This is a genomic window from Acidovorax sp., from assembly GCF_016783915.1.
Classification (GTDB): Bacteria; Pseudomonadota; Gammaproteobacteria; order Burkholderiales; family Burkholderiaceae_C; genus Acidovorax.
The window spans coordinates 1-24,588 of record NZ_JADHVT010000043.1 but is presented as its reverse complement, the minus strand read 5'-3'; the positions used below and the strand labels follow the sequence as shown (position 1 = coordinate 24,588).

Annotated in this window: 21 protein-coding genes and 1 pseudogene; 10 read left to right on the top strand and 12 right to left on the bottom strand. The window is 64.1% G+C overall.

Annotation, left to right across the window (positions count from 1 at the left end; all coding sequences use genetic code 11):
- Positions 1-25 precede the first annotated feature (25 nt).
- The 4 genes from arfB (at position 26) to ISS20_RS10675 (ending at position 3,209) form a co-directional block, all read left to right on the top strand.
- On the top strand, positions 26-439 hold the full coding sequence (gene arfB, locus ISS20_RS10690) for an alternative ribosome rescue aminoacyl-tRNA hydrolase ArfB (RefSeq protein ID WP_291436420.1): 414 nt from the start codon (positions 26-28) through the stop codon (positions 437-439).
- A 160-nt stretch (positions 440-599) separates the two neighbouring features.
- Entirely contained in the window at positions 600-1,430 is an 831-nt protein-coding gene (locus ISS20_RS10685; RefSeq protein WP_291436418.1) for a class III extradiol ring-cleavage dioxygenase, read from the top strand.
- Positions 1,431-1,482: 52 nt separating this feature from the next.
- On the top strand, positions 1,483-2,154 hold the full coding sequence (locus ISS20_RS10680) for an alpha/beta fold hydrolase (RefSeq protein ID WP_291436415.1): 672 nt from the start codon (positions 1,483-1,485) through the stop codon (positions 2,152-2,154).
- Between the two features lie 164 nt (positions 2,155-2,318).
- On the top strand, positions 2,319-3,209 hold the full coding sequence (locus ISS20_RS10675; protein WP_291436413.1) for a DUF3014 domain-containing protein: 891 nt from the start codon (positions 2,319-2,321) through the stop codon (positions 3,207-3,209).
- 33 nt (positions 3,210-3,242) lie between these two features.
- Here the strand turns inward: ISS20_RS10675 and ISS20_RS10670 are convergent, their stop codons facing one another.
- Positions 3,243-3,710, bottom strand: a complete 468-nt coding sequence (locus ISS20_RS10670) for an Lrp/AsnC family transcriptional regulator (RefSeq protein ID WP_099730725.1) — start codon at positions 3,708-3,710, stop codon at positions 3,243-3,245.
- A gap of 102 nt (positions 3,711-3,812) precedes the next feature.
- Here ISS20_RS10670 and mdeB point away from each other — a divergent pair, with 102 nt between their 5' ends.
- Positions 3,813-6,479, top strand: a complete 2,667-nt coding sequence (mdeB, locus tag ISS20_RS10665) for an alpha-ketoglutarate dehydrogenase (protein ID WP_291436409.1) — start codon at positions 3,813-3,815, stop codon at positions 6,477-6,479.
- 98 nt (positions 6,480-6,577) lie between these two features.
- Here the strand turns inward: mdeB and ISS20_RS10660 are convergent, their stop codons facing one another.
- The 3 genes from ISS20_RS10660 to ISS20_RS10650 all read right to left on the bottom strand — a co-directional run bounded on the left by ISS20_RS10660 (position 6,578) and on the right by ISS20_RS10650 (position 9,737).
- Positions 6,578-8,566 carry a hypothetical protein gene (locus ISS20_RS10660; RefSeq protein WP_291436407.1) on the bottom strand — a complete coding sequence of 663 codons (1,989 nt, stop codon included), beginning with the start codon at positions 8,564-8,566 and terminating at the stop codon, positions 6,578-6,580.
- 447 nt (positions 8,567-9,013) lie between these two features.
- Complete coding sequence (locus tag ISS20_RS10655; RefSeq protein WP_291436405.1) at positions 9,014-9,304, bottom strand: hypothetical protein; 291 nt, start codon at positions 9,302-9,304, stop codon at positions 9,014-9,016.
- Positions 9,282-9,737: a TetR/AcrR family transcriptional regulator gene (locus tag ISS20_RS10650; protein WP_291436403.1), complete on the bottom strand. Its 456-nt coding sequence runs from the start codon at positions 9,735-9,737 to the stop codon at positions 9,282-9,284. The genes ISS20_RS10655 and ISS20_RS10650 overlap by 23 nt, the downstream gene beginning before the upstream one ends.
- 402 nt (positions 9,738-10,139) lie before the next feature.
- On the opposite strand from ISS20_RS10650, the gene ISS20_RS10645 reads away from it, so the two are divergent.
- Entirely contained in the window at positions 10,140-10,373 is a 234-nt protein-coding gene (locus tag ISS20_RS10645) for a hypothetical protein (protein ID WP_291436401.1), read from the top strand.
- 36 nt (positions 10,374-10,409) lie between these two features.
- On the opposite strand, the pseudogene ISS20_RS10640 reads toward ISS20_RS10645, so the two are convergent.
- The 8 genes and pseudogenes from ISS20_RS10640 to ISS20_RS10605 all read right to left on the bottom strand — a co-directional run.
- Positions 10,410-11,155: pseudogene (locus ISS20_RS10640) on the bottom strand (pyridoxal-phosphate dependent enzyme); the annotation flags it as partial.
- Positions 11,156-11,588: 433 nt separating this feature from the next.
- Positions 11,589-13,670, bottom strand: coding sequence for a hypothetical protein (locus ISS20_RS10635; protein ID WP_291436400.1), 2,082 nt, complete (start codon positions 13,668-13,670; stop codon positions 11,589-11,591).
- Between the two features lie 309 nt (positions 13,671-13,979).
- A complete protein-coding gene (locus ISS20_RS10630; protein WP_291436398.1) occupies positions 13,980-14,804 on the bottom strand; it encodes a M90 family metallopeptidase in 825 nt (274 codons plus the stop codon).
- A 46-nt stretch (positions 14,805-14,850) separates the two neighbouring features.
- A complete protein-coding gene (locus tag ISS20_RS10625; RefSeq protein WP_291436396.1) occupies positions 14,851-15,651 on the bottom strand; it encodes a UDP-2,3-diacylglucosamine diphosphatase in 801 nt (266 codons plus the stop codon).
- Between the two features lie 82 nt (positions 15,652-15,733).
- A complete protein-coding gene (locus ISS20_RS10620; protein WP_121419538.1) occupies positions 15,734-16,240 on the bottom strand; it encodes a peptidylprolyl isomerase in 507 nt (168 codons plus the stop codon).
- A gap of 30 nt (positions 16,241-16,270) precedes the next feature.
- Positions 16,271-16,852 (bottom strand): peptidylprolyl isomerase, encoded by a 582-nt coding sequence (locus ISS20_RS10615; protein ID WP_291436391.1) that lies wholly within the window; start codon positions 16,850-16,852, stop codon positions 16,271-16,273.
- On the bottom strand, positions 16,849-18,147 hold the full coding sequence (locus ISS20_RS10610; protein WP_291436369.1) for a L,D-transpeptidase family protein: 1,299 nt from the start codon (positions 18,145-18,147) through the stop codon (positions 16,849-16,851). The genes ISS20_RS10615 and ISS20_RS10610 overlap by 4 nt, the downstream gene beginning before the upstream one ends.
- A gap of 79 nt (positions 18,148-18,226) precedes the next feature.
- Positions 18,227-19,303: a tetratricopeptide repeat protein gene (locus ISS20_RS10605; protein ID WP_291436367.1), complete on the bottom strand. Its 1,077-nt coding sequence runs from the start codon at positions 19,301-19,303 to the stop codon at positions 18,227-18,229.
- A gap of 218 nt (positions 19,304-19,521) precedes the next feature.
- Here ISS20_RS10605 and cysS point away from each other — a divergent pair, with 218 nt between their 5' ends.
- From cysS to ISS20_RS10585, 4 genes are all read left to right on the top strand, one after another.
- Positions 19,522-20,904, top strand: a complete 1,383-nt coding sequence (gene cysS, locus ISS20_RS10600) for a cysteine--tRNA ligase (protein ID WP_291436365.1) — start codon at positions 19,522-19,524, stop codon at positions 20,902-20,904.
- Positions 20,905-20,987: 83 nt separating this feature from the next.
- On the top strand, positions 20,988-21,626 hold the full coding sequence (locus ISS20_RS10595; protein WP_291436436.1) for a DNA-3-methyladenine glycosylase 2 family protein: 639 nt from the start codon (positions 20,988-20,990) through the stop codon (positions 21,624-21,626).
- 78 nt (positions 21,627-21,704) lie between these two features.
- Entirely contained in the window at positions 21,705-22,682 is a 978-nt protein-coding gene (locus ISS20_RS10590; protein ID WP_056747083.1) for an acetyl-CoA carboxylase carboxyltransferase subunit alpha, read from the top strand.
- A 207-nt stretch (positions 22,683-22,889) separates the two neighbouring features.
- Positions 22,890-24,588 (top strand): methyl-accepting chemotaxis protein (locus ISS20_RS10585; RefSeq protein ID WP_291436361.1); only part of this gene is annotated, 1,699 nt, incomplete at its 3' end.

The following is a 24,588-nucleotide window of genomic DNA, read 5'->3' as shown; positions in this document are numbered from 1 at the left end:
CACAGGCGCGCGCGGTTCGCACCTCATGGTCCCGCTGCCCCTGCAAGTCTCCGAGGACGAGGTCGAAATCACCGCCATGCGCGCGCAGGGCGCGGGCGGACAAAACGTCAACAAGGTTTCCAGCGCCGTCCATCTGCGCTTTGCTGTGTCTGCATCTTCGCTGCCCGAAGGCGTGAAGGAGCGCTTGCTGGCCCTGCGTGACACCCGCATCACGCAAGACGGTGTGGTGGTCATCAAGGCACAGCAGTACCGCAGCCAGGAGCAAAACCGCAACGATGCGCTGGAGCGCCTGAATGCGCTGGTCAACAGCGTGGCCGCGCCGCCCCGCGTGCGCCGGGCCACCAAGCCCACCTATGGGTCCAAACAGCGGCGCTTGCAAAGCAAGACGCAGCGGGGCGAGACCAAGGCGCTGCGGGGCCGGGTGCGCGACGGCTCCTGAGGCTTGAGCGTCAGGAGGGGCGTGCAGGTGTTGCCCACCGCGCGCCAACGGCCTGTCAATGTTTGATTGGCATCATCCATAGAACAATCTGTCTGCCATGCAGGGCTTGGTATCACGGGCCATCAGTCCTACATTCATGGTGTCCCTTGTTGGAGTTGTCATGTCTGCGTCTGCCCAAGCCCCCGCCGCTGTCTCTGCTGTAGTGCCCGCGCTGTTTGTGTCGCATGGTGCGCCATTGTTTGCACTGGACGCTGGCACCACCGGCCCTGCGCTCACGCAATGGGGCCAGAGCCTGAAGGCTCAATACCCCGGCCTGCGCGGTGTGGTGGTGATGTCCCCGCACTGGATGGCGCGGACCGCCCAGGTCATGACCGGGCCGCAGCCCTCCACCTGGCACGACTTTGGCGGGTTTCCGCCCGCGCTTTACCAGCTGCAATACCCCGCCTCGGGCTCGCCCGCGTTGGCGCAAGAGGTACTGGGCCTGCTGCAGGCGGCCGGTGTGGCGGCCCAGGGCGATGCGGCCCGCCCCTTCGACCATGGCGCCTGGGTGCCGCTGATGCATTTGTTCCCGCAGGCCGACGTGCCTGTGGTGCAGGTGGCCCTGCCCGTGGGCGCGGGCCCGGCCGATGTGTATGCACTGGGTGCCGCGCTGCGCAGTCTGCGCAGCCACGGCGTGCTGGTGGTGGGGTCGGGCAGCATGACGCACAACCTGGCCGAGTTTTTTGGCGGCGAGCGCGCGCCCGCTCCCTATGTGCTGGAGTTCAGCCGCTGGATCGAGGACGCACTGGCCCGTGGTGACATGGCAGCACTGCTCAACTACCGCAGCCAGGCGCCTCACGCCCACCGCGCGCATCCGACCGAAGACCACTTTTTGCCGATCTTCTTTGCATTGGGTGCAGCAGGCGACGACCTGCACGCAAACTACTTGAGCCGCGAGGTGATGTACAGCATGCTGTCGATGGACGCCTTTGCCCTGGAGCCGGTGCACTGACCTCCATTTGGCGTGCCAATTTTTGCCCTGAAACTGACTGAGGTGCACATATATGCTTACCTTGCCGCTCACTTTTTTGCAGCGCCCCGCTGCCGCCACCACGCCTCGCCCCTGGCTGCTGGTGCTGATGCATGGCGTGGGCAGCAACGAGCAGGACCTGTTCAGCCTGGCGCCGCAGATCCCGGACCGGTTCCATGTGCTGAGCCTGCGGGCGCCGTTTCGCATGGGGCCGGGTTCGCACGCGTGGTTTGATTTTTCTATCGAACCTGGCGGCGAGCGCACCATCAACGAAGAGCAGGAGGCGCAAAGCCGCGCCCTGGTGGCCCAGGCGGTCGAGTCTGCCGCCGAGCAGCTGGGCATTCCGCCCGAGCGGGTGGTGGTGGGCGGCTTCAGCCAGGGCGGCATCATGGCGCTGTCGCTGTTGCTCACCCGACCCGCGTTGATGCATGCAGGCCTGGTGTGGCACAGCCGCTTGCTGCCGCAGGTGGTGCCGCTCACAGCGCCCGCCGATGCGCTGCGCGGCAAGCAACTGTGGCTGAGCCACGGTACCCACGACAACGTGATCCCGCTGGCCAACGCCCAGGCCATCGCCCACCACATGGCGCCACTGCCGGTGACGGTGACGTACCGCGAGTTCCCCAGCGCGCACGAAATTCGCCCGTCCGAGTTGGCGGCTACGGTGACCTGGCTGGAATCGCTGTCCACCACGCCGACGGCGTTTTAAACAGGTCTTTTGTGGGCGGGCCAACCCGATGCTGGCTACATCGCGTTACCAGGTCGTGGGCGTGTGGCGATCCAATCGGGCAAGTCGCCCTTGGGGGACTGGCAGGGAACGCCTGACGCTGTAGAGGCTCGGACAAGGGTTGTTCCTGTGTTGAAGGAGAGCCCATGCCCGATCAAGACACTGCAGAATTCCGCCCCGCACCAGAGCGCACTTCCCCCGCACTCTGGGCGGTGCTGGTCACGCTGGTATGCGCCGTGGCGGCTGGGGTTGCATGGTGGTTCTGGCTGCGGCCCGTGGCACCTGTGATAGCGCCGCCCCCTGTGGTTACGGCCCCTGCAGCACCCGCTGCGCCGTCTACCGCCCCCGAGGCGTCGGGGCAGCAGAACCCTGTGGATGCGCTGGCGCCGCCCGATACCGCATTGCCTGCGCTGGCCGAGTCCGACCCTCGGGTTGCAGAGCTGTTGGCCGACCTGCTGGGCCGCGACAAGCTTGCGGTGTTTCTGCAGACCGATGGTTTCGTCCGCCGTGTGGTGGCCACCGTGGACAACCTGGGCCGCGCCCATGCGCCATCGCGCATGTGGCCCGTGCAGCCCACGGCGCAGCGGTTTGCAGTGGACGGCACTGGCAATGCGCCCACCACCATCGCTGCCGCCAACGCCGCGCGCTACGGCGCCTTTTTGACGTTTGCCGAGGCGGTGCCGATGGAGCCTGCCGTGGCGCTTTATGCGCGGCTGTACCCGCTGTTTCAGCAAGCGTACGAAGAACTGGGCTACCCCCGGCACTACTTCAACGACCGCCTGGTGGCGGTGCTGGACCAACTGCTGCTGGCGCCCGAGCCTGCGGGCCCGTTGCAGGTCAAGCTCACGCCCGTGAACACCGAAGTGCCCAACCTGCGGCCCTGGGTGCGCTACGAGTTTGTGGACCCCGCTCTGGAGGCGCTGCCCAGCGGCCAGAAGATCCTGCTGCGCATGGGCCCCGCCAACGAGGAGCGTGCCAAGGCGCTGATCCGCGAGCTGCGCAAGCGCGTGGCCACGAGCGGCGTGGCGCGCAAATAGGGTTCGCAGCGCTGCTTGCAGCAGTGAGCATGCTCAGGCGCTGGGCAAGGGCAGGGCGGTCTTGTAGCGCACCTGCTTGAGTGCAAAGCTCGACCGGATCTTCTCCACGCCCGGAATGGGCGACAGCTGCTCCAGAATGAAACGCTCCAGCGCCCCAATGTCGGCAAGCGCTACGCGAATCAGGTAGTCGCTGTCGCCGCTCATCAGGTAGCACTCCATCACCTCATCGTGCTCGGCAATGCGGCGTTCAAAGTCGGCCAGGGCTTCCTTGCTTTGCGCCTTGAGGCTGATGCTGATGAACACATTCAGGCCCAGCCCCAGCGCCGCCGCATTGGCCAGCGCCACATAGCGGCTGATGACGCCTGCCGCCTCCAGTGCCTTCACCCGCGCCAGGCAGGGCGAGGGCGACAGGTGCACGCGCCGCGCCAGCTCCACGTTGGACAAAGATCCATCGGCCTGCAGCTCGGCCAGAATGCGCAAATCGAGGGTATCCAGTTTCATATGCCGCAGTTTATGGTTTTGGCGGCATAAAGTGCTATAGGCACGCGTCGCGAAAGGCAAAACGGCAACTCATTTGGAGCCAGCCTCGCTACAGTGGCCTCCATGAACGCCCTCACACCCCACGCCCTGTTGCAACAAGCCACCGGCGCCCCCCTGGACGCCGACCCCGAAGAAACCGCCGAGTGGCGCGACGCCTTCCTGGCACTCGTCGCCACCGAAGGCCCCGAGCGAGCGCGGCACATGCTGCAGGAGCTGGTGCGGGTGGCGCGCGCGCAGCGCATTGGCTGGCAGCCCGACCTGAACACGCCGTATGTGAACACCGTGGCGGTGCAGAACCAGCCTGTGTTCCCGGGCGACCTGGCCATTGAGGAGCGCGTGGCTTCCATCGTGCGCTGGAACGCGCTGGCCATGGTGGTGCGGGCCAACCAAGCGTATGGCGAGCTGGGTGGGCACATTGCCAGCTACGCCAGTGCTGCGGATCTTTTCGAAAGCGGGTTCAACCATTTCTTTCGTGCCCGTGAAGGCCTGGGCGAAGGGCAGCACCGGGGCGATCTGGTGTTCTTTCAACCGCACAGCGCGCCCGGCGTGTATGCCCGCGCCTTCCTGGAAGGGCGCCTGTCCGAGCAGGACCTGATGCACTACCGCCAGGAACTGACGGCGCCGGGTGCAGGCGCGCAGGGCCTGTCGAGCTACCCGCATCCCTGGCTGATGCCGGACTTCTGGCAGTTCCCCACCGGGTCGATGGGCATCGGCCCTATCAGCAGCATCTACCACGCGCGCTTCATGCGCTACCTCACGCACCGCAACCTGCTCAACTGCGCGCGGCGCAAGGTGTGGGGCGTGTTTGGTGACGGCGAGATGGACGAGCCCGAGAGCATGAGTGCGCTGACCCTGGCCGCGCGCGAGGGCCTAGACAACCTGGTCTGGGTGGTCAACTGCAACCTGCAGCGCTTGGACGGCCCCGTGCGCGGCAACGGCCGCATCATCGACGAGCTGGAGCGCCTGTTCGCCGGCGCGGGCTGGAACGTGGTGAAGCTCGTGTGGGGCAGCGACTGGGACGGCCTGTTCGCCCGCGACCTGACCGGCGCGCTGGTGCGCACGCTCGAAGGCACGGTGGACGGCCAGATGCAAACCTTCGCGGCCAAGGACGGCCGCTTCAACCGCGACAACTTCTTCGGCCAGAACCCCGAGCTGGCCGCCCTGGCGCAAGGCATGACGGACGAGCAGATTGATCGCTTGAAGCGCGGCGGGCACGACCTGGTGAAGATCCACGCTGCCTACGCCGCCGCTGCCGCCCACAAGGGCCAGCCCACGGTGATCCTCGCCCACACCAAGAAGGGCTACGGCATGGGCACCGCCGGCCAGGGCAAGATGACCACGCACAGCCAGAAGAAGCTGGACGAGACGGACCTCATCGAGTTTCGCAACCGCTTCAACCTGCCCCTCTCCGACGAGCAGGCCACGAGTCTCGCTTTCTTCAAGCCGGCTGAAGACAGCCCCGAGATGTGCTACCTGCGCAGCCACCGCGACGCACTGGGCGGCTACCTGCCACGCCGCGACACCACCTGCGACGCGCTGCCGTTGCCCGCCATCGAAAGCTACGCGCAGTTCGCGCTGCAGGCCGATGGCAAGGAGATGAGCACCACCATGGCCTTCGTGCGCATGCTGGGCACGTTGCTCAAAGACGCCACGCTGGGCCCGCGCATCGTGCCCATCGTGGCCGACGAGGCGCGCACCTTCGGCATGGCCAATCTGTTCAAGCAGGTAGGCATCTACAGCAGCGTGGGCCAGCGTTATGCGCCCGAGGACATCGGCTCGGTGCTGAGCTACCGCGAGGCGCTGGACGGCCAGATCCTGGAAGAAGGCATCAGCGAGGCCGGTGCCATCGCCAGCTGGACGGCTGCTGCGACGAGCTACAGCGTGCACGGCCTGGCCATGCTGCCGTTTTATATCTATTACTCGATGTTCGGCTTCCAGCGCGTGGGCGACGCCATTTGGGCTGCGGCGGACCAGCGTGCGCGGGGCTTCCTCTTGGGCGCGACCTCGGGCCGCACCACACTGGGCGGCGAGGGCCTGCAGCACCAGGACGGCAGCAGCCACCTGGTGGCCGCCACTATTCCCAACTGCAAGGCCTATGACCCGGCCTACGCGGGAGAAATGGCCGTCATCATCGACGCCGGTATGCGCGAGATGGTGACCGAGCAGCGTGACGTCTTCTACTACGTCACGCTGATGAACGAGAACTACGCACAGCCCGACTTGCCCGCCGGTGCGGCAGAAGGTGTGCTGCGTGGTTGCTATGTTTTCAGGAGCTATTCAGGCAATATGCACCAGCGCGACAGCGCGATTTCGTCCAAAAGCGTCACCCTGATGGGCTCCGGCGCCATCCTCACCGAGGTGGTCAAGGCCGCAGAACAACTCGCCAGCGAAGGCCTGGATGTGACCGTGCTCAGCGTCACCAGCTGGAGCGAGCTGGCCCGCGACGGCGTGGCTTGCGAACAGCGCGCGCTGGCAGGTGAAGAAGGGGTTGACCCCGGTACCCCCTGGCTTGCTGCCCAACTGGCAGCCACCAGTGGGCCCGTGGTGGCCGCCACCGACTACGTGCGCGCCGTGCCCGAGACGGTGCGCGCCTTCATCCCCGAGGGCCGCAAGTATGTGACCCTGGGCACGGATGGATTTGGACGCAGCGACACGCGGGCTGCACTGCGCCAATTTTTTGGGGTGGATGCCGCACACATCGCCCGTGTGGCGCGGGCCGGGCTGCGGTAGCAGCGGTCCAGGCAGCATCCCGCAAGCGCAACAGAAAAGCCCCCGGACGCCGTGCCATCGCATAGCGTCCGGGGGCTTTCGACTTTCTCTCTCCTCCGTCAGGGGAGCTTGACCTGCAGCACCGCGTTCGGGACGGTGATGTACATCATCGAATCGCGAATGCCTATGCCCATCGGTCGGTTGATGATGCCAGGCAGATCGCCCGCAGCAAAGCCCTGGCGCCATGCCTGCCCCACGGGAGTGGTGACCCGGCCGTCGGGGGTGATCTTGCGGATGACATGGTTAATGGGGTCGGTGACATACACATTGCCATTTTTGTCTGTGGCGAGGCTGGCAGTCGGCTGGTTGCTTCCGAACTCATGGTTCACAGTGAACACAGCGGCTGCACCCGAGCCATCCGCATATCCTTGCGCGGCAGCGGGGTTGCCTGCCAGTGTGGTCACCGTCCCGGTCGAGGTGATTTTGCGGATGGTGGGGCCTATCTTGGTTTTATCCTGGAAGAGCCCATCGACCACGTAGAGGTTGCCCGCTGCGTCGATGGTCATGTTGCCCAGCACTGAAAACTGCGCCGCTGTGCCTTGCCCATCCAGGTGCCCCACTGTACCCACACTGCCCGCGAAGAGGGTGGCCTTTCCCTTGGCGTCGATCTTGAAAATGGCGCCCTTCAAGGTGGATACAAAGATGTTGCCGACGCTGTCTGCAACGATGCCTGAGGCAGCGCTGCTGAAGAGTGTCGGGACTTTGTCCAGCGCAGGAGTGAGGTCCGTCAATAGGGTGGCTTCGCAATTCCTTGTTTTCAGGATGCGTCCTTCCTGGATGGTGTAGAGGTTGCCCGCGCTATCGGTCGCCAGGGGCGCGAAGAAGCTGGACAAGACCTCGTCGCCCATCCCTGTGACCGCTGTGCAATGCCCGTCTGGTTTGCCCAGTGTGCGCACCAGGCCATCCGTCTGTACTGTGCGGATGGTGCGATTGAGGTTGTCTCGCACATACAAGGTGCCCGCTGGGTTGAAGGCCAGTGAGCTTGGCGTGTCGAAGCGCGCAGTGCCGCCCTGGCCATCGCTGCTCCCTGCGGCAGACGGAAGCCCGGCGACCACGGTAGATGCGCCTTGCACGGTATAGCTGCGAAGCTGCGAATAGTGGTTCGATTGACTATTGCCGATGCCGACCTCGGCCACCAGGAACTGGCCCCCGGCCTTGGCCACCATCTGGGAAGCTGTGCACAGGGTGCCGGGCACAAGATTTGTTGGGATGCTGCAGGATGAGGCACGCACCAGCGTCGTGGCGCTACCGTCAGAGCCAATCTGGCGGATGGCAGGGCGTCCGTTGTTGTCCAGAACGAACAGGCGATCCGCCGGGTCAAAGCTGATGGCCTGGAGATCGCCGAACTGCGCCACAGAGGCGGGGCCATCCGTGCTGCCCTCGTTGCGGGGGGCCACGGTGCCCGACAGCACGCTGGCCTGGCCATCTGCCGCGTATTTTCGGATCACATGGTCGTTGGGGTCGGCTGCGTAGAGGGTTCCAGCCGAATCGGTTGCCAGGAGCACAGGGTGGTACCACTCGACAGCTGGACCCGAAACGTATCCCAGCGATGGGTACTGACTTGCCTTGCTGGTGAGCGTGCTCACTGTACCGGTTGCTGTGATTTTGCGAATAGGATTGGCCACGGACATGGCAGTCTGTGGTGACCGCTTGATTTCTGATACGTACACCGTTCCCGACTTGTCCACTGCGATGCTGGTAGGTTCGCACAACGTGGCGGCGCTGCCCACGCCATTGTCGTTGCCACACACGCCTGCCCGACCCGCGAGGGTGGTCACGGCTCCCGATGCGCTGATCTTGCGCACCAAGTGGTTCCTGGCATCGGCCACATAGGTATTGCCTGCTGCATCTACAGCGACTGCCTGCGGATTGTGGAACCTTGCGGATGAACCTGCGCCGTCGGCGTAGTTCGGGGATTGACTGCCGGGGGCCACCCCGACCCCGCTGCCGGCCAGGGTGCTGAGTTGTTCGTGGTTGGCGCTGAGTTTTCGGATGCGGGCGTTGCCGATGTCTGCAATGATCACTTCGCCCGTACTGGTCAGTGCCATCCCCCCTGGGCTACCGATGCGTGCGGTGGTGCTGGTGGGCCCATCCTGATTGCCAGGCCCGTCAGTATTGCCAGCAAGGAGTGAGAGCGTGGTAGTTGGCGCTGGTGCGGGTGGAGGGGGCGCAGGTGTTTCAGCCGAGCCGCCAGAGCCTCCTCCGCAGGCGGTGAGCATCGGGGCAACGAGTGCGGCCAGTAGGCTGATGCGTCGCATTCGTTCATTGAATGCAGTGTTTGACATGAATCTCCCTCGGAACGGTGTTGGTTGTTGCGCATGGGTTGCGACGCAACGAGTTTATGTAGGCGGCATGTACTTTTACTGAGTGGTAACTCACTGTTACCGTGCAGAAAGACATGCGCACCGACATGCTCTGCCTGAATCACCGCAGCCCTCATGTCGGCGCATTTCGGTACGGTCTGGCAAGGCGGCGTGGTAACTGCCGCAGTGGGTTCACGAAGCCTCGCCGGGCACCATGCCCTGCACAAGCACTCCAAGCGCTTCGCGCGCCTGTCGAGTGGCTGCTTCGCCTGGCCACTGTGCAACGGCATCGGTGGAGGCATCCGCACTGACATCTGCATCGGGGTGCTGGCCCAGCAGGTGCCCGCCTTGCAGCAGCGCCAGGCTGTGGACCATAGCCCAGTATCCATGGGCTAGTGCGCGTGGGTTGCCCGTGCGGAAGCTTCCGTGCTGCTGGCCCTCGGCCACCAGGGTCTGCAGGTCATTGAACAGATCGGCCGCCACGGCCCGCAGGCGCGGTGGCCCGGGCTGCCGCGCCGAACATATGGGCCAGTTGCCGGGGGTGCTGGCGCCCGAATTGCACATAGGCGAGGCCGCTGGCCAGCAGTCGGTCTGGGCTGCCCTGGGCGGTCGCTACCGCCTCGCGGCTGGCCTGGCGCAGGGCCTGGAAGCCTTGTTCGGCCATGGCGTCCAGCAGGGCCTGCTTGTCGGCAAAGTGGCGGTAGGCCGCCGTGTGCGACACACCCACCGCCTTGGCAATCTCGCGCATCGACAGGCCGTGGAGTCCGGCGCCCTCCAGCTGCCTCAGCGCCTGCTGGATCGCCTGTGGTGGCCGCGCCTGCACAAGCTGGCGGGGCTGGGGCTGGGGCTGGCGGCGCTGCTGGTGTGTGTGGTGGTGGCCAACGTCCATGTGGCGCAGCAGGGCCAGCACGTGCATGGCCTGCCGTTTGGTGCCTGGTATTACTGGGTGCGACCTTTACTGCAGCCGGTGTCCATTTTATCGGCGTTGTATTGTTCGGGCGTCTGGGTGGGGCTTGTACGGGAGGCTGTGGCCGCCGGTGGGGGAGAGGGACGTTAGGTCCATCTCTCCACATCAGGTGAAGTCGGATACGGGGTGGCGAACGAAGCTCTAATGTGACGGTTTTTTGCTACATATTTTGTAGCTATCAGTGAATATTTGATAGTGACAAAGTCTGTTTAAGCTCTGATTTTTTTCACCATGCGCTTGTCCACCTGGTCACCGCGCGGCCCCACCTGTCTCCCCTGGGGTCGAACACATTGCCCAGCCTGTAACAGCTTCCTAGAATGGGCTGTAACCGAGCAACTGCTGGAGGGCGCCATGGCACATGTCAGCTGGGACAACAACCTGCCTACCACCTGGACTGCGATGGTGGACGGCCAGGCTATCTGCGCCGTCAAGCGCAAGGACATTGGGGGGTGGACAGCCGCCTGGGCAGATGATCGCCTGTGGCCGGCGCCCGCCCATTTGCCCAAGGCGATGCCCCAATCCACGCGGTTTTTTAGTAGCCTAGAAGAGGCCCAGGCGGCGGTGGAACAAGCCCTGTCGGCGTGACAGCTTTTCCATACGCATGGGCTGGGTGGCCGCCTATCACCTTTCCACCAAGGCGCAAAACCGTGCTATTTCCACGTTGCCGCCGCTGACGCGCACGCCCACGCGCTGGCCCTTGAGCTCGCTCTGCATCGCCCGCGCCGCAGCAGAAACCAAGCAACCGGTGGGCTCTACCACCAGCCTCATGCGCTGGGAAGAAAAGAGCGCATGGCATCCACCAGCTGCTCGTCCGTCACCGTAAGGATGTCGTCCACATCGCGGCGGATGATGGCGAAGGTGATGTGGCCCAGGTACTGGGTTTGCGCACCATCGGCAATGGTGGTTGGGGTGTCGATGTGCACGATGGAGCCGCTGCGGAACGACTGCTGTCCATCGTTGCCCGCTGCAGGCTCCACGCCATAGAGTTTGGTCTGGGGCGAGAGTGCGCGCGTGGCCAGGGCCGAGCCTGACAGCAACCCGCCGCCGCCCAGGCACGCAAAGAATGCATCGAGCGGGCCCACCTCCTCGAACAGCTCCTTGGCAGCCGTGCCCTGGCCGGCCAGCACATCGGCATGGTCGTAGTGCGGGATCAGCTTGATGCCATTTTGCTGCGCTAGGTCGGGGGTGATCTGCTCGCGGTCTTATGGGTAGCGGTCGTAGAACACCACGGTAGCACCGTGGCCCTGCCTGGCCGCCACCTTGGTGGCTGGCGCGTCTTGCGGCATGACGATGGTGGCCGGGATGCCCATCTCGCGCGCGGCAAGCGCAATGCCCTGTGCGTGGTTGCCTGAGGAGAACGCTATCACCCGGGCCTCGCGCTGCGGGACGTTGGGGGCTGAGGGGCGAAGAAAGGCGTGCGGGCGTCTGTCCAATTTGTCCAAAATTAGACGAAATATCAAAATAATGCGATGAAGTGCAAACCCTACGGCCAGCCGAGGGCTGCACGTTTGTCAAGGCAGCAGAGGCTGCATTGCGCGAGCTTGCCTGGCGATGCTGCTGGAGGTAGAGAGCTGCGCAGCCATTTTCTTAAATGGCCGTGCGCTCACTGCTGGGTTGTGCAGGGGCCAGCTGGGTGGGCTGGCGAATACGAATGAAGAGGGCCGAGTCAGGCTCGGCTACATCCGTATGGCCGAAGACCTGTCAGTGCCCATGTGTGAACGATGGCGCGTCCGCACATGAAGGGGGCGAAGTTGCTGCAGACGCATTGCATTGCTGCTTTGCGTTTCGTCAGCCTCATCGTCAGGGCAGTCCGACCTGCAGCACCGCGTTCGGCACGGAGATGTACATCGTGGAGTTGCGCACTGCAATCCCCGCAGGGCGGTTGATGATGCCCGGCAAAGCACCCGCGGCATAGCCGTACTGCCACACTTGGCCCACCGGCGTGGTGACTTGGCCGTCGGTGGCAATCTTGCGGATTACGCTGTTGACGGGGTCGGTGACATACACGTTTCCTTTGTTGTCCACGGCGAGGCTGGCAGTCTCTCCAGATGAGGTATTACCCATCGTGAACAATGCGGAATTACCGGCGCCATCCGCGTAGCCAGGTGCAGCGTTGGGATTGCCCGCCAGAGTACTGACCAGCCCGGACGGCGTGATCTTTCGAATGGTGGGGCCCGCTTTGACGATGATGCTGGTCAGGCCATCGACTACATAGAGATTGTCTGCCGCATCGATGGTCATGGAGCCTGGCGCCGAAAATTGTGCCGCTGAGCCCTGTCCATCCGCATGCCCCAATGTTCCCACGTTACCCGCGAACAACGTGACCTCGCCCTTGGTGTCGATCCTGAAAATAGCACCCTTGAGGGTTGAGGCGTAGATGTTGCCCTTGCTGTCTGCCGCAATACCCGATGCGTTGTTGGGCATGAAAATGGTGGACTTTTCCAGAAACGGTTTCAGGTCCGCCAGGAGCGTGACCTGGCAATCCCTCATCTTGAGGACGCGCTCCTCATTGACGGTGTAAAGGCTCCCCGAGCTATCAGTGGCCAGCGGGCCACCGTTGTATCGCAGGGACCCGCTGTTTGGGCCCGACAGGGCCAGGAATTCGCTGGCCATGCCGGTGACAGCCGTGCAATGCCCGTCTGGCTTGCCCAGAGTGCGCACTAGGCCGTCTGCCTGCACCGTGCGAATGCTGTCGTTACCGTTGTCGCGCACATACAGAGCCCCCGACGGGTTGAAAGCCAGAGCGCCTGGTCTGTTGAATCGCGCACTGCTGCCTTGCCCGTCATCAGCTCCATCGGCGGAAGGTATTCCTGCAACCACGATGGAGGCTCCTTGAGGCGTATAACTGCGCAATTGCTTGTACTTGTAGCCGCTGCCGTTGTGACCGTATTCGGCAACGAGGAAGTCGCCATTGGCTTTGACGGCCATTTGGTTCGCGGTGCACAGGGGCCCTGGCGAACTGGTAACAACTCCATCCTGGGCGGCGCAGGACTGCGCCCGAACAAGGGTTGTTGCAGACCCATCGCTGCTAATTCGCCGTATGGTCGGGTAGCCGGAGTTGTCAGGGCCTAGCACGTGCAGACGATTCGCAGAGTCGAATGCAACGGCCAGGAAGGTTCGGAACTTAGCGGCAGAGGCCACGCCATCCGTATCACCTTCATTGTTGGGGACTGGTGTGCCAGACACCACAATGGGTTGACCGTCGGCGGTGTACTTGCGGATGACGTGATCGTTGGGGTCTGCCGCAAAGAGTGTCCCCATCGAGTCAATCGCCAAAAGCACGGGATGGTAGTAGGGGATGGAGCCCCAAGGTGTTGGCGTTCCGCCGGCGGACAGGCTGGCTTTGCCGATGAACGTACTCACTTCACCGGCAGCGGTAATCTTGCGGATGGGGTTTTCCGTGGCGGAGCCTTGGGAGACGTACACGTTACCAACCTTGTCCACAGCGATGCTGGTGGGGTTGCAGAAGGTCGCGGTTTCACCGGCGCCGTTCTGGGTCCCACACACCCCTGCTTTCCCGGCCAGGGTTGTGACGGTTCCTAATGTGCTGATTTTGCGCACCAGGTGGTTCGCTGTATCTGCCACATAGGTGTTCCCCGCTGCGTCTACAGCCACGGCCTTGGGATAGGAGAATCGTGCTGCAGAACCGCTTCCGTCCGCATAGTTGGTGAGGGCAGAAGTCTCCATAGCCCCGCCGCCCGCCAAGGTGCTGACCTGTTCCTGGTCAGCGCTGAGCTTGCGTATCCGGTGACCGTCTGCAATGACGACTTCGCCTGCGCCGGTCACCGCCATTCCACCAAGGCCGAGGCTGAAGCGCGCGACGGTGAGTGCGGCACCATCCTGGTTACCCGCCCCGCTGGTATTGCCCGCCAAGAGGGACATAGTGGCTGTTGGGGCCGGGGACGGCGGGGCGGGCGTTGGTGACTCGACAGAGCCGCCAGAGCCGCCGCCACAGGCAGTGAGCGCGGGGACAATCAATGCGGCCAGCAGGCCGATACGTCGCAGTCTTTCGTTGGATGCAATGTCTGACATGAAACTCCCTTGGATGAAAAAAGTAGCCGTTGTGCACGGCGTGTGGCGCGACGAGTCTATGTGGCGTGCGCTACAACTGCCAAGTAACTCTTGGTTACTGTGGCGCAGTTGCAGAGACCAACTTGGTTCCATCGGGGAGTGTTTTATGCGCCGCTTGGGTCAGCGCAAAGGCGGGCGAAAAAACGCATCCAACACCGGCATCAACCCGGGAAAATCCTGGGCAAGCCGAGCGCGGTTCACGAAGTACGCCTCGCAGGCCACGGCGAAGAACTCGGACTGCGAGGTGGCGCCGTAGGCGTCCAGCCAGGGGCGTTCTGCGCCGAAGCGCTCGGCAAGGATGACGCGTTCACGGAACTGCTCGTAAGCAGGTTCCCAGGCTGCCCACCACGCTTCGTATGCTGCGCGGCCGGTGCGTGTGCCCATGAAGCCTGCAGGCAAGGGCGGGCAGCCGTCGGGTTGGCCGTTTTTCATGTCGAGCTTGTGGACGAACTCGTGCACCACCACGTTGTGGCCGCGCGCCGTGTTCTCGGTGGCGTTGGCCACGTGCTGCCAGCTGAGTATGAGGGGGCCGCGCTCCATGGCCTCGCCCAGCAGCACCTGGGTGTGCTCGTGCACCACGCCCGCTTCGTCCATTGTCTGGCGGCGTGCGATGGCTTCGCCGGGGTGCAGCACGATGCCCACGAAATCGTCGTACCAGCCAAGCGCCTTGGCGGGGTCGCCCCAATGCAGCAGGGGCAGGCAGGCCTGCGCGGCAATGTCGATGGCCATGGCGTCGGTCACCGTGAGGCCATGGGCGCCGTGGAATTCCTTGTGGTGCAGAAAGAATGCGCTCAGCACGCGCAGCTTGGCCTGGTCGTGCAGCGACAGTGCGGCCAGGAACGGGTAGCGCTGAATGGTCTGCAGCCACAACGTGGCGGAGATGTCCGGTACGGGGGCCACGGTGGCGCGCACGCGGCGCCAGAGGCGGTTGAGCAAGGGGGGCATGGCGATCGGGCTGCGGGAGGTGGGCCCGCTCAGTTCATGACCGCTGTTACTTGGGGGCCAGGGGCAGCCGTTCCAAGCCCGCGCTGGACAAACGCAGTGTTTCCAGCCGGGGGGGCAATGCTGTGGCATCCCAGTCGCTCAGCACCACGCGTTGCAGACCCGGAGCCAGCACATGGTCGGCTGGCCGGTGGGTGTGGCCGTGGATGAGGGTGTGGGCGCCTGCGGCCTGCATCCAGGCGATGGCGGCGGGGCTGTCCACATCGGCGTACGTGGCCCCAGACTGCTTGCGCGCCTCGCTCTCCTGGCGGATACCGCGCGCCTGCACGCGGCGCGTGGCCAGAGGCTGGGTCAGAAACTGCTGCTGCCAGGCGGCGCTGCGGGCCTGCAGGCGAAAACGCTGGTAGTCCACATCGTCCAGGCACAGCAGGTCGCCGTGGCTCAGGACATACCGCTGGCCGCCAAAGACCAGGACTGTGGGGTCTTCCAGGCCGGTGATGCCGCACCCAGCCAGGAAGGCAGGGCCCGCCAGGAAGTCGCGGTTGCCATGCATGAAGTACACCGGCAGGCGCCGCGCGGCGGCCCGAAGGAGTGCGCAGCCCCGGGCTTCGAAGCTGCTGGGCTCGCTCATGGCATCGTCGCCCACCCACACTTCGAACAGGTCGCCCAGGATAAAGAGGGCGTCTGCCGTGGTGCCTTCCAGATACTGCTGGAATGCGGCCGCCGTGGCGGGCTCGCTGGCCTGCAGGTGCAGGTCTGAAATGAAATCGACCGTGCGCCAATGCGAGGGAGCGACAAGCTCCTCGAACCGGGGCACGGTCGTGGTCACGGGGGAGGCTGGGTGGTTCATCCCTTGCGCTGCGGCCTGCAATGGGCGGCCGACATTGGCGTGGCCTCAGCGGGGCGCGCAGCGCCACAGGGGGATGCCATGCTCAGAGGGCGACGGCCTTCTCGATGATCACGTCTTCCTTCGGCACGTCGTCATGGAAGCCCTTGCGGCCCGTCTTCACGGCCTTGATCTTGTCCACCACGTCGGTGCCCGACACAACCTTGCCGAACACGGCATAGCCCCAGCCCTGGGCCGAAGGTGCGGTGTGGTTCAGGAAGCCGTTGTCGGCCACGTTGATGAAGAACTGGGCGGTGGCCGAGTGCGGGTCGCTGGTGCGGGCCATGGCCACGGTGTAGTTGGCGTTCTTCAGGCCGTTGTTGGCTTCGTTTTCGATGGGCGCGTCGGTGCCCTTTTGGGTCATGCCGGGCTCAAAGCCGCCGCCTTGCACCATGAAGCCGGGGATCACGCGGTGGAAGATGGTGTTGTTGTAATGGCCCTTGTTCACGTAGGCCAGGAAGTTCTCGACCGACTTGGGTGCCTTGGCGGCGTCGAGTTCGAGGGTGATGACACCGTAACCGGTGATGTGCAGTTCGACTTGGGGGTTGCTCATGGCTTTGCTTCTTTCAAAAAATGGTCTGCTTCACTTCACCACAGTGGCGGAGTTGATGGTGATGGGTGTGGTAGGCACGTTCTGGTAGGGGCCCTTGTTGCCGGTGGCCACGGCCTTGATCTTGTCCACCACGGCGGTGCCTTCGACCACCTTGCCGAACACGGCGTAACCGTGGCCGTCGGGGTTGGGGGCGTTGAGCATGCCGTTGTCCTTCACGTTGATGAAGAACTGCGAAGTGGCCGAGTTGGGATCGCCGGTGCGCGCCATGGCGATGGTGTAGTTGTCGTTCTTGAGGCCGTTCTTGGCTTCGAGCGGGATGGGGGCCTTGGTGGGCTTTTGCTGCATGTCGGGGGTGAAGCCGCCGCCCTGGATCATGAAGCCGTCGATGACGCGGTGGAAGATCGTGCCGTCGTAGTGCTTGCTGTTCACATAGGCCAGGAAGTTCTCGACCGTCTTGGGGGCCTTGGCCGCATCGAGCTGCACCACGATATCGCCCATCGACGTGGCCAGCTTGACCTTGGGGGCATCTTGGGCCTGCACCGGTGCTACTGTAAACATAGCAGCCAGGGCAATACTTGCCAGCGCTACCGTCGAATTTCTTCTGGAAATCATCCAATCACTCCTTCGAAAAAGATCTGCCATTGTTGGCCGCGGCGCGTCCAGTACTGGCGCTTGACAGGACCTGTGCGGGCACCTTCGGCGACTTCGCCGAACGTTACCACCATGGTGTCGGCCGAGTCCGTCCACCGCAGGTAAGACTTGTCCTTGAGCTGGAGTTCCCGGCCGTTGAGGGCGCGGGCCTCGGCCTGCAGCACCTGGGTCCATTCCTCCAGCGGCTTCTTGCGGTAGCTCTGGAAGTCGGGCGCATAAAAGCCCAGCAGGCGCTTCATGTCTCCCTCGGTCTTGGCGGTGCGCCAGGCGTTGAGCACAGCTTCGAACGATTTGCGGTCGGCCGCCACGCTGTGGGGTTGAACCCATTGCAACTGGCGTGCAATGACCACGGGGGTGGAGCGGGGCTCCACCGTGCGCAGGATGCGTTCGAGGTCGGGGTTGGCCAGCACGAGGCAACCGTCGGTCGCCAGTGGCGCGCGCGAGAATTGGTCGGGCGGCGTGCCATGCAGCCAGATGCCGCTGCCCGTCTTGCCCCGGCTCTGGTCCAGGGGGTTGGGATAGTTGATGGGCAGGGCGCCCGCGCCGTAGAAGTCCTTGAGTTTGGCAGGGTCCAGGCGGCTGGTGATGAAGTACACGCCCAGTGGGGTGCGCTGGTCGCCCTCGACCTCTTTTTCGATGCCGAGCTTGCCCACCGAGGCGTAATAGTCGGCCACCAGCCGCAGTCCCTGGGCAGTGTTTTCAAAGAGGTACAGGCGCGAGCGCGAGGTGTCCACCGCGATCGCGTGGCGCGAGCGCGGCGACAGCTCCAGGAACTGCGCGGGGATGGCATTGGCAGGCGGGCGGCTGCGTTGTGCATCCACGCGCTGGCGCGACTCGGTGCGCAGCTCGGCCAATGCCGCAGCAGCCTGGATGCTGCGGGCCGAGTCGGGTTCGGGGGCGACATCGCCCAGATGCCGCAAGGGGCGCGTACGCGACATCAGCAAGTCGCCCACCGCCAGTTGCGCCAGCTGGAAGTTGGGGTAGTCACGCGCCAGGCTTTCGGCCTGGGCCAGCGCCTCGCGACCCCGGCCCTCGGCCACCAGCTTGTAGACCGCCATGAGGCGCGCTTCCGCCTGGCCGTCGCGCAGCTCAGCAGGTGTGGGCGCCACCGGGGGTGTGGTGGATGCCGCATGCGCAGCAGCCGCCCGGCGGGCCTTGGCACCCTGCGGCAGGGCTGGCGTGGCCAACGAGAGGCCCAGCAGCAACAGCACCGCCGATGCTGCCCTGCGGCCTGCGTTGGTCAGGGGCACAAACATGCAAACCATCTATCAGCTGACTGTCAGGGCAAAAAAAAAGCCCGCGCGGAAGGCGCAGGCGCCGCATCGGGGGCCATGGTTAACCGCCTGTGGATTCGCGAACGATGGTCCAGCGGCCGTTGTTATTGACGAGGTCCAACGTCTTGCGGCTGCTCACGTTGAGCGAGTCGGCACTGTATGCCTGGCGAAACCGGGCCGTGGCCTTGTCACCTTGTACGGACACGGTGATGTCAGAAAGCTTCACGCTGATCTTGGATTTGCCGACGATGCGCGCCTCGCGTTCCTTCTCCCAGGCAGCGCGGCCTTGGCGACCAGGTGGATCGAACGACTTGTCGTACGCGCCCAGGTACCCCTTCATGTCCTTGGACGACCAGGCCGCAGCCCAGGCCTGTACGGCGGATGTAACGGCCTGGGTGGACGCGTCGCTGGCAGCCGCAGGAGCTGGGGCGGGTGCGGGAGCCGTTGCAGCCGGAGCGGGGCTGACAGCTGGTGCTGGAGCGGCGGCAGGCGCTGGCGCCGGGGCTGCAGCTGCTGGCGCGGCGGCGGGCGCTGGAGCGGGTGCCGGGCGCTGGGTCACCACCACGGCGGGCGCTGGCGCTGCCGCAGCAGGGCGACCGGTTTTGCTGCCGGGTTCGTTGGAGAACAATTCGCGGATCAGTGCCAGCTTGGGCTTGACCGAGTTGGCGTTGTTGGCATCCAGTTGCAGCGCCTTGTTGTAGGCCTGGCTGGCCAGTTTGGCGTAAATGTCGCCCAGGTTTTCCTGCGCTGTGGCATAGCTGGGGTTGGTGCGGATCGCCATTTCCAGCGCCGTGCGGGCCTTGTCCAGCTGGTTCTGGTTGGCGTACAGCACAGCCAGGTTGTTGTAGGGCTCGGGCAGCTCTGGGTACTCTTCGGTGAGCTTGGTGAAGGTGGCGATGGCGTCGACCTGCTTGCCCGAGTCGGTCTGGGCCACGCCGCGCAAGAAGCGCAGCTGCGGGTCACGTGGGTTGGCGGCCAGGCGCTGGTCGGCCTTGGCCAGCGCCTCGGACGCCTTGCCAGCCTTGAGCAACTGGGTGATGTCGGCATAGTCGTCCGCGTGGACCACGCCCGTGCCCATCAGGGCGGTCAGTGCCAGAAGGCGCAGTAGGCGTGGGAGTGTGCGTCGGACTTGCTTCATGGGGGTACAAAGGAGTTGGGCGGCAGCCAGCCCGGGCGGGGGCTTATACTGCGGCGGATTGTAGCTGAGGGGGTTGTCATGACGGTACGCTGTTGCCGCTGGTGATTTTGCTGGACGCCCCTTGCCGGGCCACCCCCTGTCAAGGGCCGAGTTCCGCTGCTGCCGGGTGAGTTTCTTTGCCTCGCCCACCCCATCAAGTCTCCCGTTACTGAAATCCCATGAGTTTGCGCATCTACAACACGCTGTCGCGTGCATTGGAAGACTTTTCCCCGCTCGAACCTGGCCATGTGCGCATGTATGTGTGCGGCATGACCATTTATGACCTGTGCCATATCGGCCACGCCCGGATGATGATGGCGTTCGACGTGGTGCAGCGCTGGCTCAAGGCCAGCGGCCTGCGCGTGACCTACGTGCGCAACATCACCGACATCGACGACAAGATCATCAAGCGTGCGCTGGAGCGTGGCATCACCATCCGCCAGCTCACTGACGAGATGATTGCCGCCATGCACCAGGACATCGGCCTGCTGGGCATCGAGCCGCCGTCGGTCGAGCCCCGCGCTACCGAGTATGTGCCCCAAATGCTCTCGCTCATCGGCCAGCTGGAAGGCAAGGGCCTTGCCTACCGGGCGAGCAACGGCGATGTGAACTACTCCGTGCGCAAGTTCGATGGCTACGGCAAGCTTTCGGGCAAGTCCCTTGATGAACTGCGCGCCGGAGAGCGTGTGGCCGTGCTGGACGGCAAGGACGACCCGCTGGACTTTGTGCTGTGGAAGTCCGCCAAGCCCGAGGAGCCGCCAGAAGCAAAATGGGACAGCGCTTTTGGAGCAGGCCGCCCTGGCTGGCACATTGAATGTTCGGCCATGAGCTGCGCCACGCTCGGCGAGACCTTCGACATCCACGGCGGCGGCGCAGACCTGCAGTTCCCCCACCACGAGAACGAGATCGCCCAGAGCGAAGGTGCCACGGGCAAGCCCCTGGCCAAGTTCTGGGTGCACAACGGCTTTGTGCGCGTGGACAACGAGAAGATGTCCAAGAGCCTGGGCAACTTTTTCACCATCCGCGACGTGCTCAAGACTTATGACGCGGAAACGGTGCGCTTTTTCATCGTGCGGGCCCACTACCGCAGCGCGCTGAACTATAGCGATGCCCACCTGGATGACGCGCGCCAGGCGCTCAAGCGGCTGTACACCGCTCTGAGCCTGGTGACTCCGGCCGACGTGGCGTCTATCGACTGGACCAACCCTTTTGCGGCCCGCTTCAAGGCCGCGATGGACGAGGACTTCGGCACGCCGGAGGCTGTGGCGGTGCTGTTTGACTTGGCCAGCGAGGTCAACAAGACCCGCTCGGTCGAGCTGGCGGGGTTGCTCCAGGCGCTGGGTGGCTGCCTGGGGATCTTGCAGGGCGACCCCAGGGCCTTCCTGCAGGCCGGTGCTTCTGGCATGGCGGAGACCGACATTCAGGCGCAGATTGCAGCCCGGGCCGCAGCCAAGGCCGCCAAGAACTTTGCCGAGGCCGACCGCATCCGCAATGCCTTGCTGGCCCAGGGCATCGTGCTCAAGGACTCCGCTGCGGGCACGACCTGGGAAGCTGCACAGTGAGCCATTTTTTGATGTCATATGTGCTCGTGACGCAGGTAGGATAAGCTGTGGCAGCTTCTAAAAAGATAGCAAACGATGCGCCGATGCCGGACCTGGTGCTCGCCACGCCCGACTACTGGGCGGAGGCCTGCAAGCACCTGATCAAAAAAGACCGGGTGATGAAGCGCCTGATCCCGCAGTTTGGCGATGCCGCGCTGCAGACCAAGGGCGACCCCTTCATCACGCTGGCGCGTTCCATCGTGGGACAGCAGGTGTCAGTGGCTTCGGCGCAGGCCGTGTGGGAGCGTTTTGTGGCGCTGCTGCCGCGCGGCATGAAGCCCGCCAGCGTGCTCAAGCTCAAGATCGACGATATGCGGGCCGCTGGCCTGTCTGCCCGCAAGGTGGACTACCTGGTGGACCTGGCCATGCACTTTGAGGGTGGCAAGCTGCACGTCAAGGACTGGGCCGCCATGGACGACGAGGCCATCATTGCCGAGCTGGTGGCCATCCGTGGCATTGGCCGCTGGACGGCCGAGATGTTTTTGATCTTCTATTTGATGCGGCCCAATGTTTTGCCCCTCGATGACGTGGGGTTGATCAGTGGCATCAGCCAGAATTACTTCTCTGGCGACCCTGTGAGCCGCAGCGACGCCCGTGAGGTGGCCGAGGCCTGGAAGCCCTGGTGCAGCGTCGCGACTTGGTATATTTGGCGGTCTCTGGACCCCCTGCCTGTAACCTATTGACACCACTGCAGGCACGCCGGTTACAGTGCGTGCCATTCGTGGCAGCCCCGCCGGGTGCGATCCCCAAGGAGAAAAACGTTGGCGAAAAAGACCTTTCTGGATTTCGAGCAGCCCATTGCCGAGCTAGAGTCCAAAATTGAAGAACTGCGCTACGTGCAGACCGAGAGTGCCGTCGATATTTCGGAAGAGATCGACCAGCTGAGCAAGAAGAGCCAGCAACTCACCAAAGACATTTACAGCGAACTGTCGCCCTGGCAGATCACCAAGATCGCCCGCCACCCCGAGCGCCCTTACACGCTCGACTACGTGCGCGACATCTTCACCGACTTCGTCGAGCTGCACGGCGACCGCCACTACGCGGACGACCTGTCCATCGTGGGCGGCCTCGCGCGCTTCAACGGCCACGCCTGCATGGTGCTGGGCCATCAGAAGGGACGCGACACGAAGGAGCGCGCCATGCGCAACTTTGGCATGAGCAAGCCCGAAGGCTATCGCAAGGCCCTGCGCCTGATGAAGACGGCCGAGAAATTCAAGCTGCCCGTGTTCACCTTTGTGGACACGCCCGGCGCCTACCCGGGCATTGATGCCGAAGAGCGCGGCCAGTCCGAGGCCATTGGCCGCAACATCTTTGAGATGGCGCAGCTCGAAGTACCCATCATCACCACCATCATTGGCGAAGGCGGCTCCGGCGGCGCCTTGGCCATCAGCGTGGCCGATCAGGTTGTGATGCTGCAATACGCCATCTACTCGGTCATCAGCCCCGAAGGCTGTGCGTCCATCCTCTGGAAGACCAGCGACAAGGCGCAAGAGGCCGCTGACGCCCTGGGCATCACCGCCCACCGCCTCAAGGCCCTGGGCTTGGTGGACAAGATCGTGAGCGAGCCCGTGGGCGGCGCCCATCGCGACCACAAGCAGATGGCCGCATTTTTGAAGCGCGCTTTGGGCGATGCCTTCCGCCAGGTGGCAGACCTCAAGACCAAAGACTTGCTGGACCGCCGCTACGAGCGCCTGCAGAGCTACGGCCGGTTCAGCGACACCAAGGCGGACGCCCGCTAAGCCTGCTGAACCCTCAAAGGGCGGTCCTGCTCCGCTCTTGCTGGCACCGCGAGCACCGGCCTGGTGCTCCTCCAATGGCCCTTCGGGGCCGTTGTTGTTTTTCTGGCCGAATCCTTGCAGGGGCGCACAAACCCCCACTGGCGCACAGACTGCTACCGGATGTAACATGCCTCAACACCGCCTGCGCGGGCGGTTCAAGGGGGCTTCATGTCGCTTCTGAAGACGCTCAAGGGCCAGATCCTGGTCCTCTCTGCTACCTGCATGGTGGCTGCCCTGATGGTGTTGACGTTGGTCAACTACTTTTCGGCGCGTGCACAGGCCCAGGTCTCGCTGGCCGAAGAGGGCATGGCGACTGCCAAAAGCCATGCAGAAACCATTGAGGAGTGGGCCCGTGCCAAGGCCACGATCATCGCGGCCTCCGTCGCCGCCTTCGAAGATCCCGAACCTGCCAAGTCTTTGGCCATGCTGCGCGACGCGGGCAAGTTCAGCACGGCGTACTTTGGCTACGCGGACAAGAAGTACGTGTTTTCAGAGACTCGCAACCTGCCCGCCGACTATGACCCCACTGCGCGACCCTGGTACAAGCAGGCCGCGCAGGCCGGAACATCGGTGGTCACGCCACCTTACATCTCGGCATCCGACCAGAAGCTGGTGGTGACTTTTGCGACCCCGGTAGGAGCGGGTGCGTCACTCAAAGGCGTGGCCGCTGGCGATGTCTACATGGAGTCGGTGGTTGCCAACGTGGCTTCCATCCAGCCCACGCCGCAGAGCTTCGGGTTTCTGGTGTCTGCAGACGGCAAGATCATTGCCCACCGCGACCAGGCGTTGACCCTCAAGCCCATTGCAGATTTGTCCAAAGACCTCGCGGTCGAAAAGCTGCTGGCAGCATCCAAGGACAAAAGCCTGTTGCAGGCGGACATCGCGTCGCGCAGCCGGTTGCTCAGCGTGGTGCCCATCGCGGGCACCTCGTGGATGCTGGTGGTGGCCCTGGATGAAAGCGAGGCCATGGCGCCTATCCGGGCCATGCTGGCCACATCGCTGATCTCCAGCGTTTTGGTGTTGGTGGTGGCCGTGGGGCTGCTGGGCGTGGTTCTGACGCGGCGCCTGCGTCAGCTCACGCTGGTGCGTGACGCGATGCATGAAATCGGCGCCGGTGATGGCGACCTGTCGCGCCGCATCGACGCCCACGGTGAGGACGAGCTGGCCCAGATCGCTGGCAGCTTCAACAGCTTTGCGGGCAAGCTCTCCGGAGTGCTCGCACAGATCCGGGACGCCAGCAGCTCGGTACGCGTGGCCGCCGAAGAGATCGCGACCGGCAACCAGGACCTGAGCGGGCGTACCGAACTCACGGCATCCAGCCTGCAGCAGACATCGGCCTCCATGCAGCAGCTGACCGAGACGGTGCGGCACAACGCAGATTCGGCACGCCAGGCCAACCAGTTGGTAGCCCAGGCGTCCAGCGTGGCGCAACATGGCGGGCAGGTGGTGGGCAATGTGGTGACCACCATGGACCAGATCAATGCGGCTTCGCGCAAGATCAACGACATCATTGGCGTCATCGACGGCATCGCCTTCCAAACCAACATCCTCGCGCTCAATGCTGCGGTGGAAGCCGCCCGTGCGGGCGAGCAGGGCAGGGGCTTTGCGGTGGTGGCGGGCGAAGTACGCAGCCTGGCGCAGCGCAGCGCCGAGGCGGCGCGCGAGATCAAGACTCTGATCAATACATCGGTAGAGCAGGTGGAAAACGGCTCGCGTCTGGTGCATGACGCGGGCACTACCATGACCGACATCGTGACCTCGGTGCAACGCGTGACGGACATCATGTCCGAGATCACGGCGTCCACTAATGAGCAGAGCACCAGTATCAACGAGGTGGGACAAGCCGTGGCCCAACTCGACCAGATGA

What these genes read in the sequence shown, in the direction of transcription:
- ISS20_RS10645 (WP_291436401.1), top strand. Translation starts at nt 10,140, where the DNA reads ATGGCACATGTCAGCTGGGACAACAACCTGCCTACCACCTGGACTGCG.
- ISS20_RS10625 (WP_291436396.1), bottom strand. Translation starts at nt 15,651, where the DNA reads ATGAACCACCCAGCCTCCCCCGTGACCACGACCGTGCCCCGGTTCGAG.
- cysS (WP_291436365.1), top strand. Translation starts at nt 19,522, where the DNA reads ATGAGTTTGCGCATCTACAACACGCTGTCGCGTGCATTGGAAGACTTT.
- mdeB (WP_291436409.1), top strand. Translation starts at nt 3,813, where the DNA reads ATGAACGCCCTCACACCCCACGCCCTGTTGCAACAAGCCACCGGCGCC.
- ISS20_RS10615 (WP_291436391.1), bottom strand. Translation starts at nt 16,852, where the DNA reads ATGATTTCCAGAAGAAATTCGACGGTAGCGCTGGCAAGTATTGCCCTG.
- arfB (WP_291436420.1), top strand. Translation starts at nt 26, where the DNA reads ATGGTCCCGCTGCCCCTGCAAGTCTCCGAGGACGAGGTCGAAATCACC.
- ISS20_RS10610 (WP_291436369.1), bottom strand. Translation starts at nt 18,147, where the DNA reads ATGTTTGTGCCCCTGACCAACGCAGGCCGCAGGGCAGCATCGGCGGTG.
- ISS20_RS10675 (WP_291436413.1), top strand. Translation starts at nt 2,319, where the DNA reads ATGCCCGATCAAGACACTGCAGAATTCCGCCCCGCACCAGAGCGCACT.
- ISS20_RS10630 (WP_291436398.1), bottom strand. Translation starts at nt 14,804, where the DNA reads ATGCCCCCCTTGCTCAACCGCCTCTGGCGCCGCGTGCGCGCCACCGTG.
- ISS20_RS10650 (WP_291436403.1), bottom strand. Translation starts at nt 9,737, where the DNA reads ATGCACGTGCTGGCCCTGCTGCGCCACATGGACGTTGGCCACCACCAC.
- ISS20_RS10595 (WP_291436436.1), top strand. Translation starts at nt 20,988, where the DNA reads ATGCCGGACCTGGTGCTCGCCACGCCCGACTACTGGGCGGAGGCCTGC.
- ISS20_RS10635 (WP_291436400.1), bottom strand. Translation starts at nt 13,670, where the DNA reads ATGTCCCTCTTGGCGGGCAATACCAGCGGGGCGGGTAACCAGGATGGT.
- ISS20_RS10660 (WP_291436407.1), bottom strand. Translation starts at nt 8,566, where the DNA reads ATGGCACTGACCAGTACGGGCGAAGTGATCATTGCAGACATCGGCAAC.
- ISS20_RS10670 (WP_099730725.1), bottom strand. Translation starts at nt 3,710, where the DNA reads ATGAAACTGGATACCCTCGATTTGCGCATTCTGGCCGAGCTGCAGGCC.
- ISS20_RS10605 (WP_291436367.1), bottom strand. Translation starts at nt 19,303, where the DNA reads ATGAAGCAAGTCCGACGCACACTCCCACGCCTACTGCGCCTTCTGGCA.
- ISS20_RS10620 (WP_121419538.1), bottom strand. Translation starts at nt 16,240, where the DNA reads ATGAGCAACCCCCAAGTCGAACTGCACATCACCGGTTACGGTGTCATC.
- ISS20_RS10680 (WP_291436415.1), top strand. Translation starts at nt 1,483, where the DNA reads ATGCTTACCTTGCCGCTCACTTTTTTGCAGCGCCCCGCTGCCGCCACC.
- ISS20_RS10685 (WP_291436418.1), top strand. Translation starts at nt 600, where the DNA reads ATGTCTGCGTCTGCCCAAGCCCCCGCCGCTGTCTCTGCTGTAGTGCCC.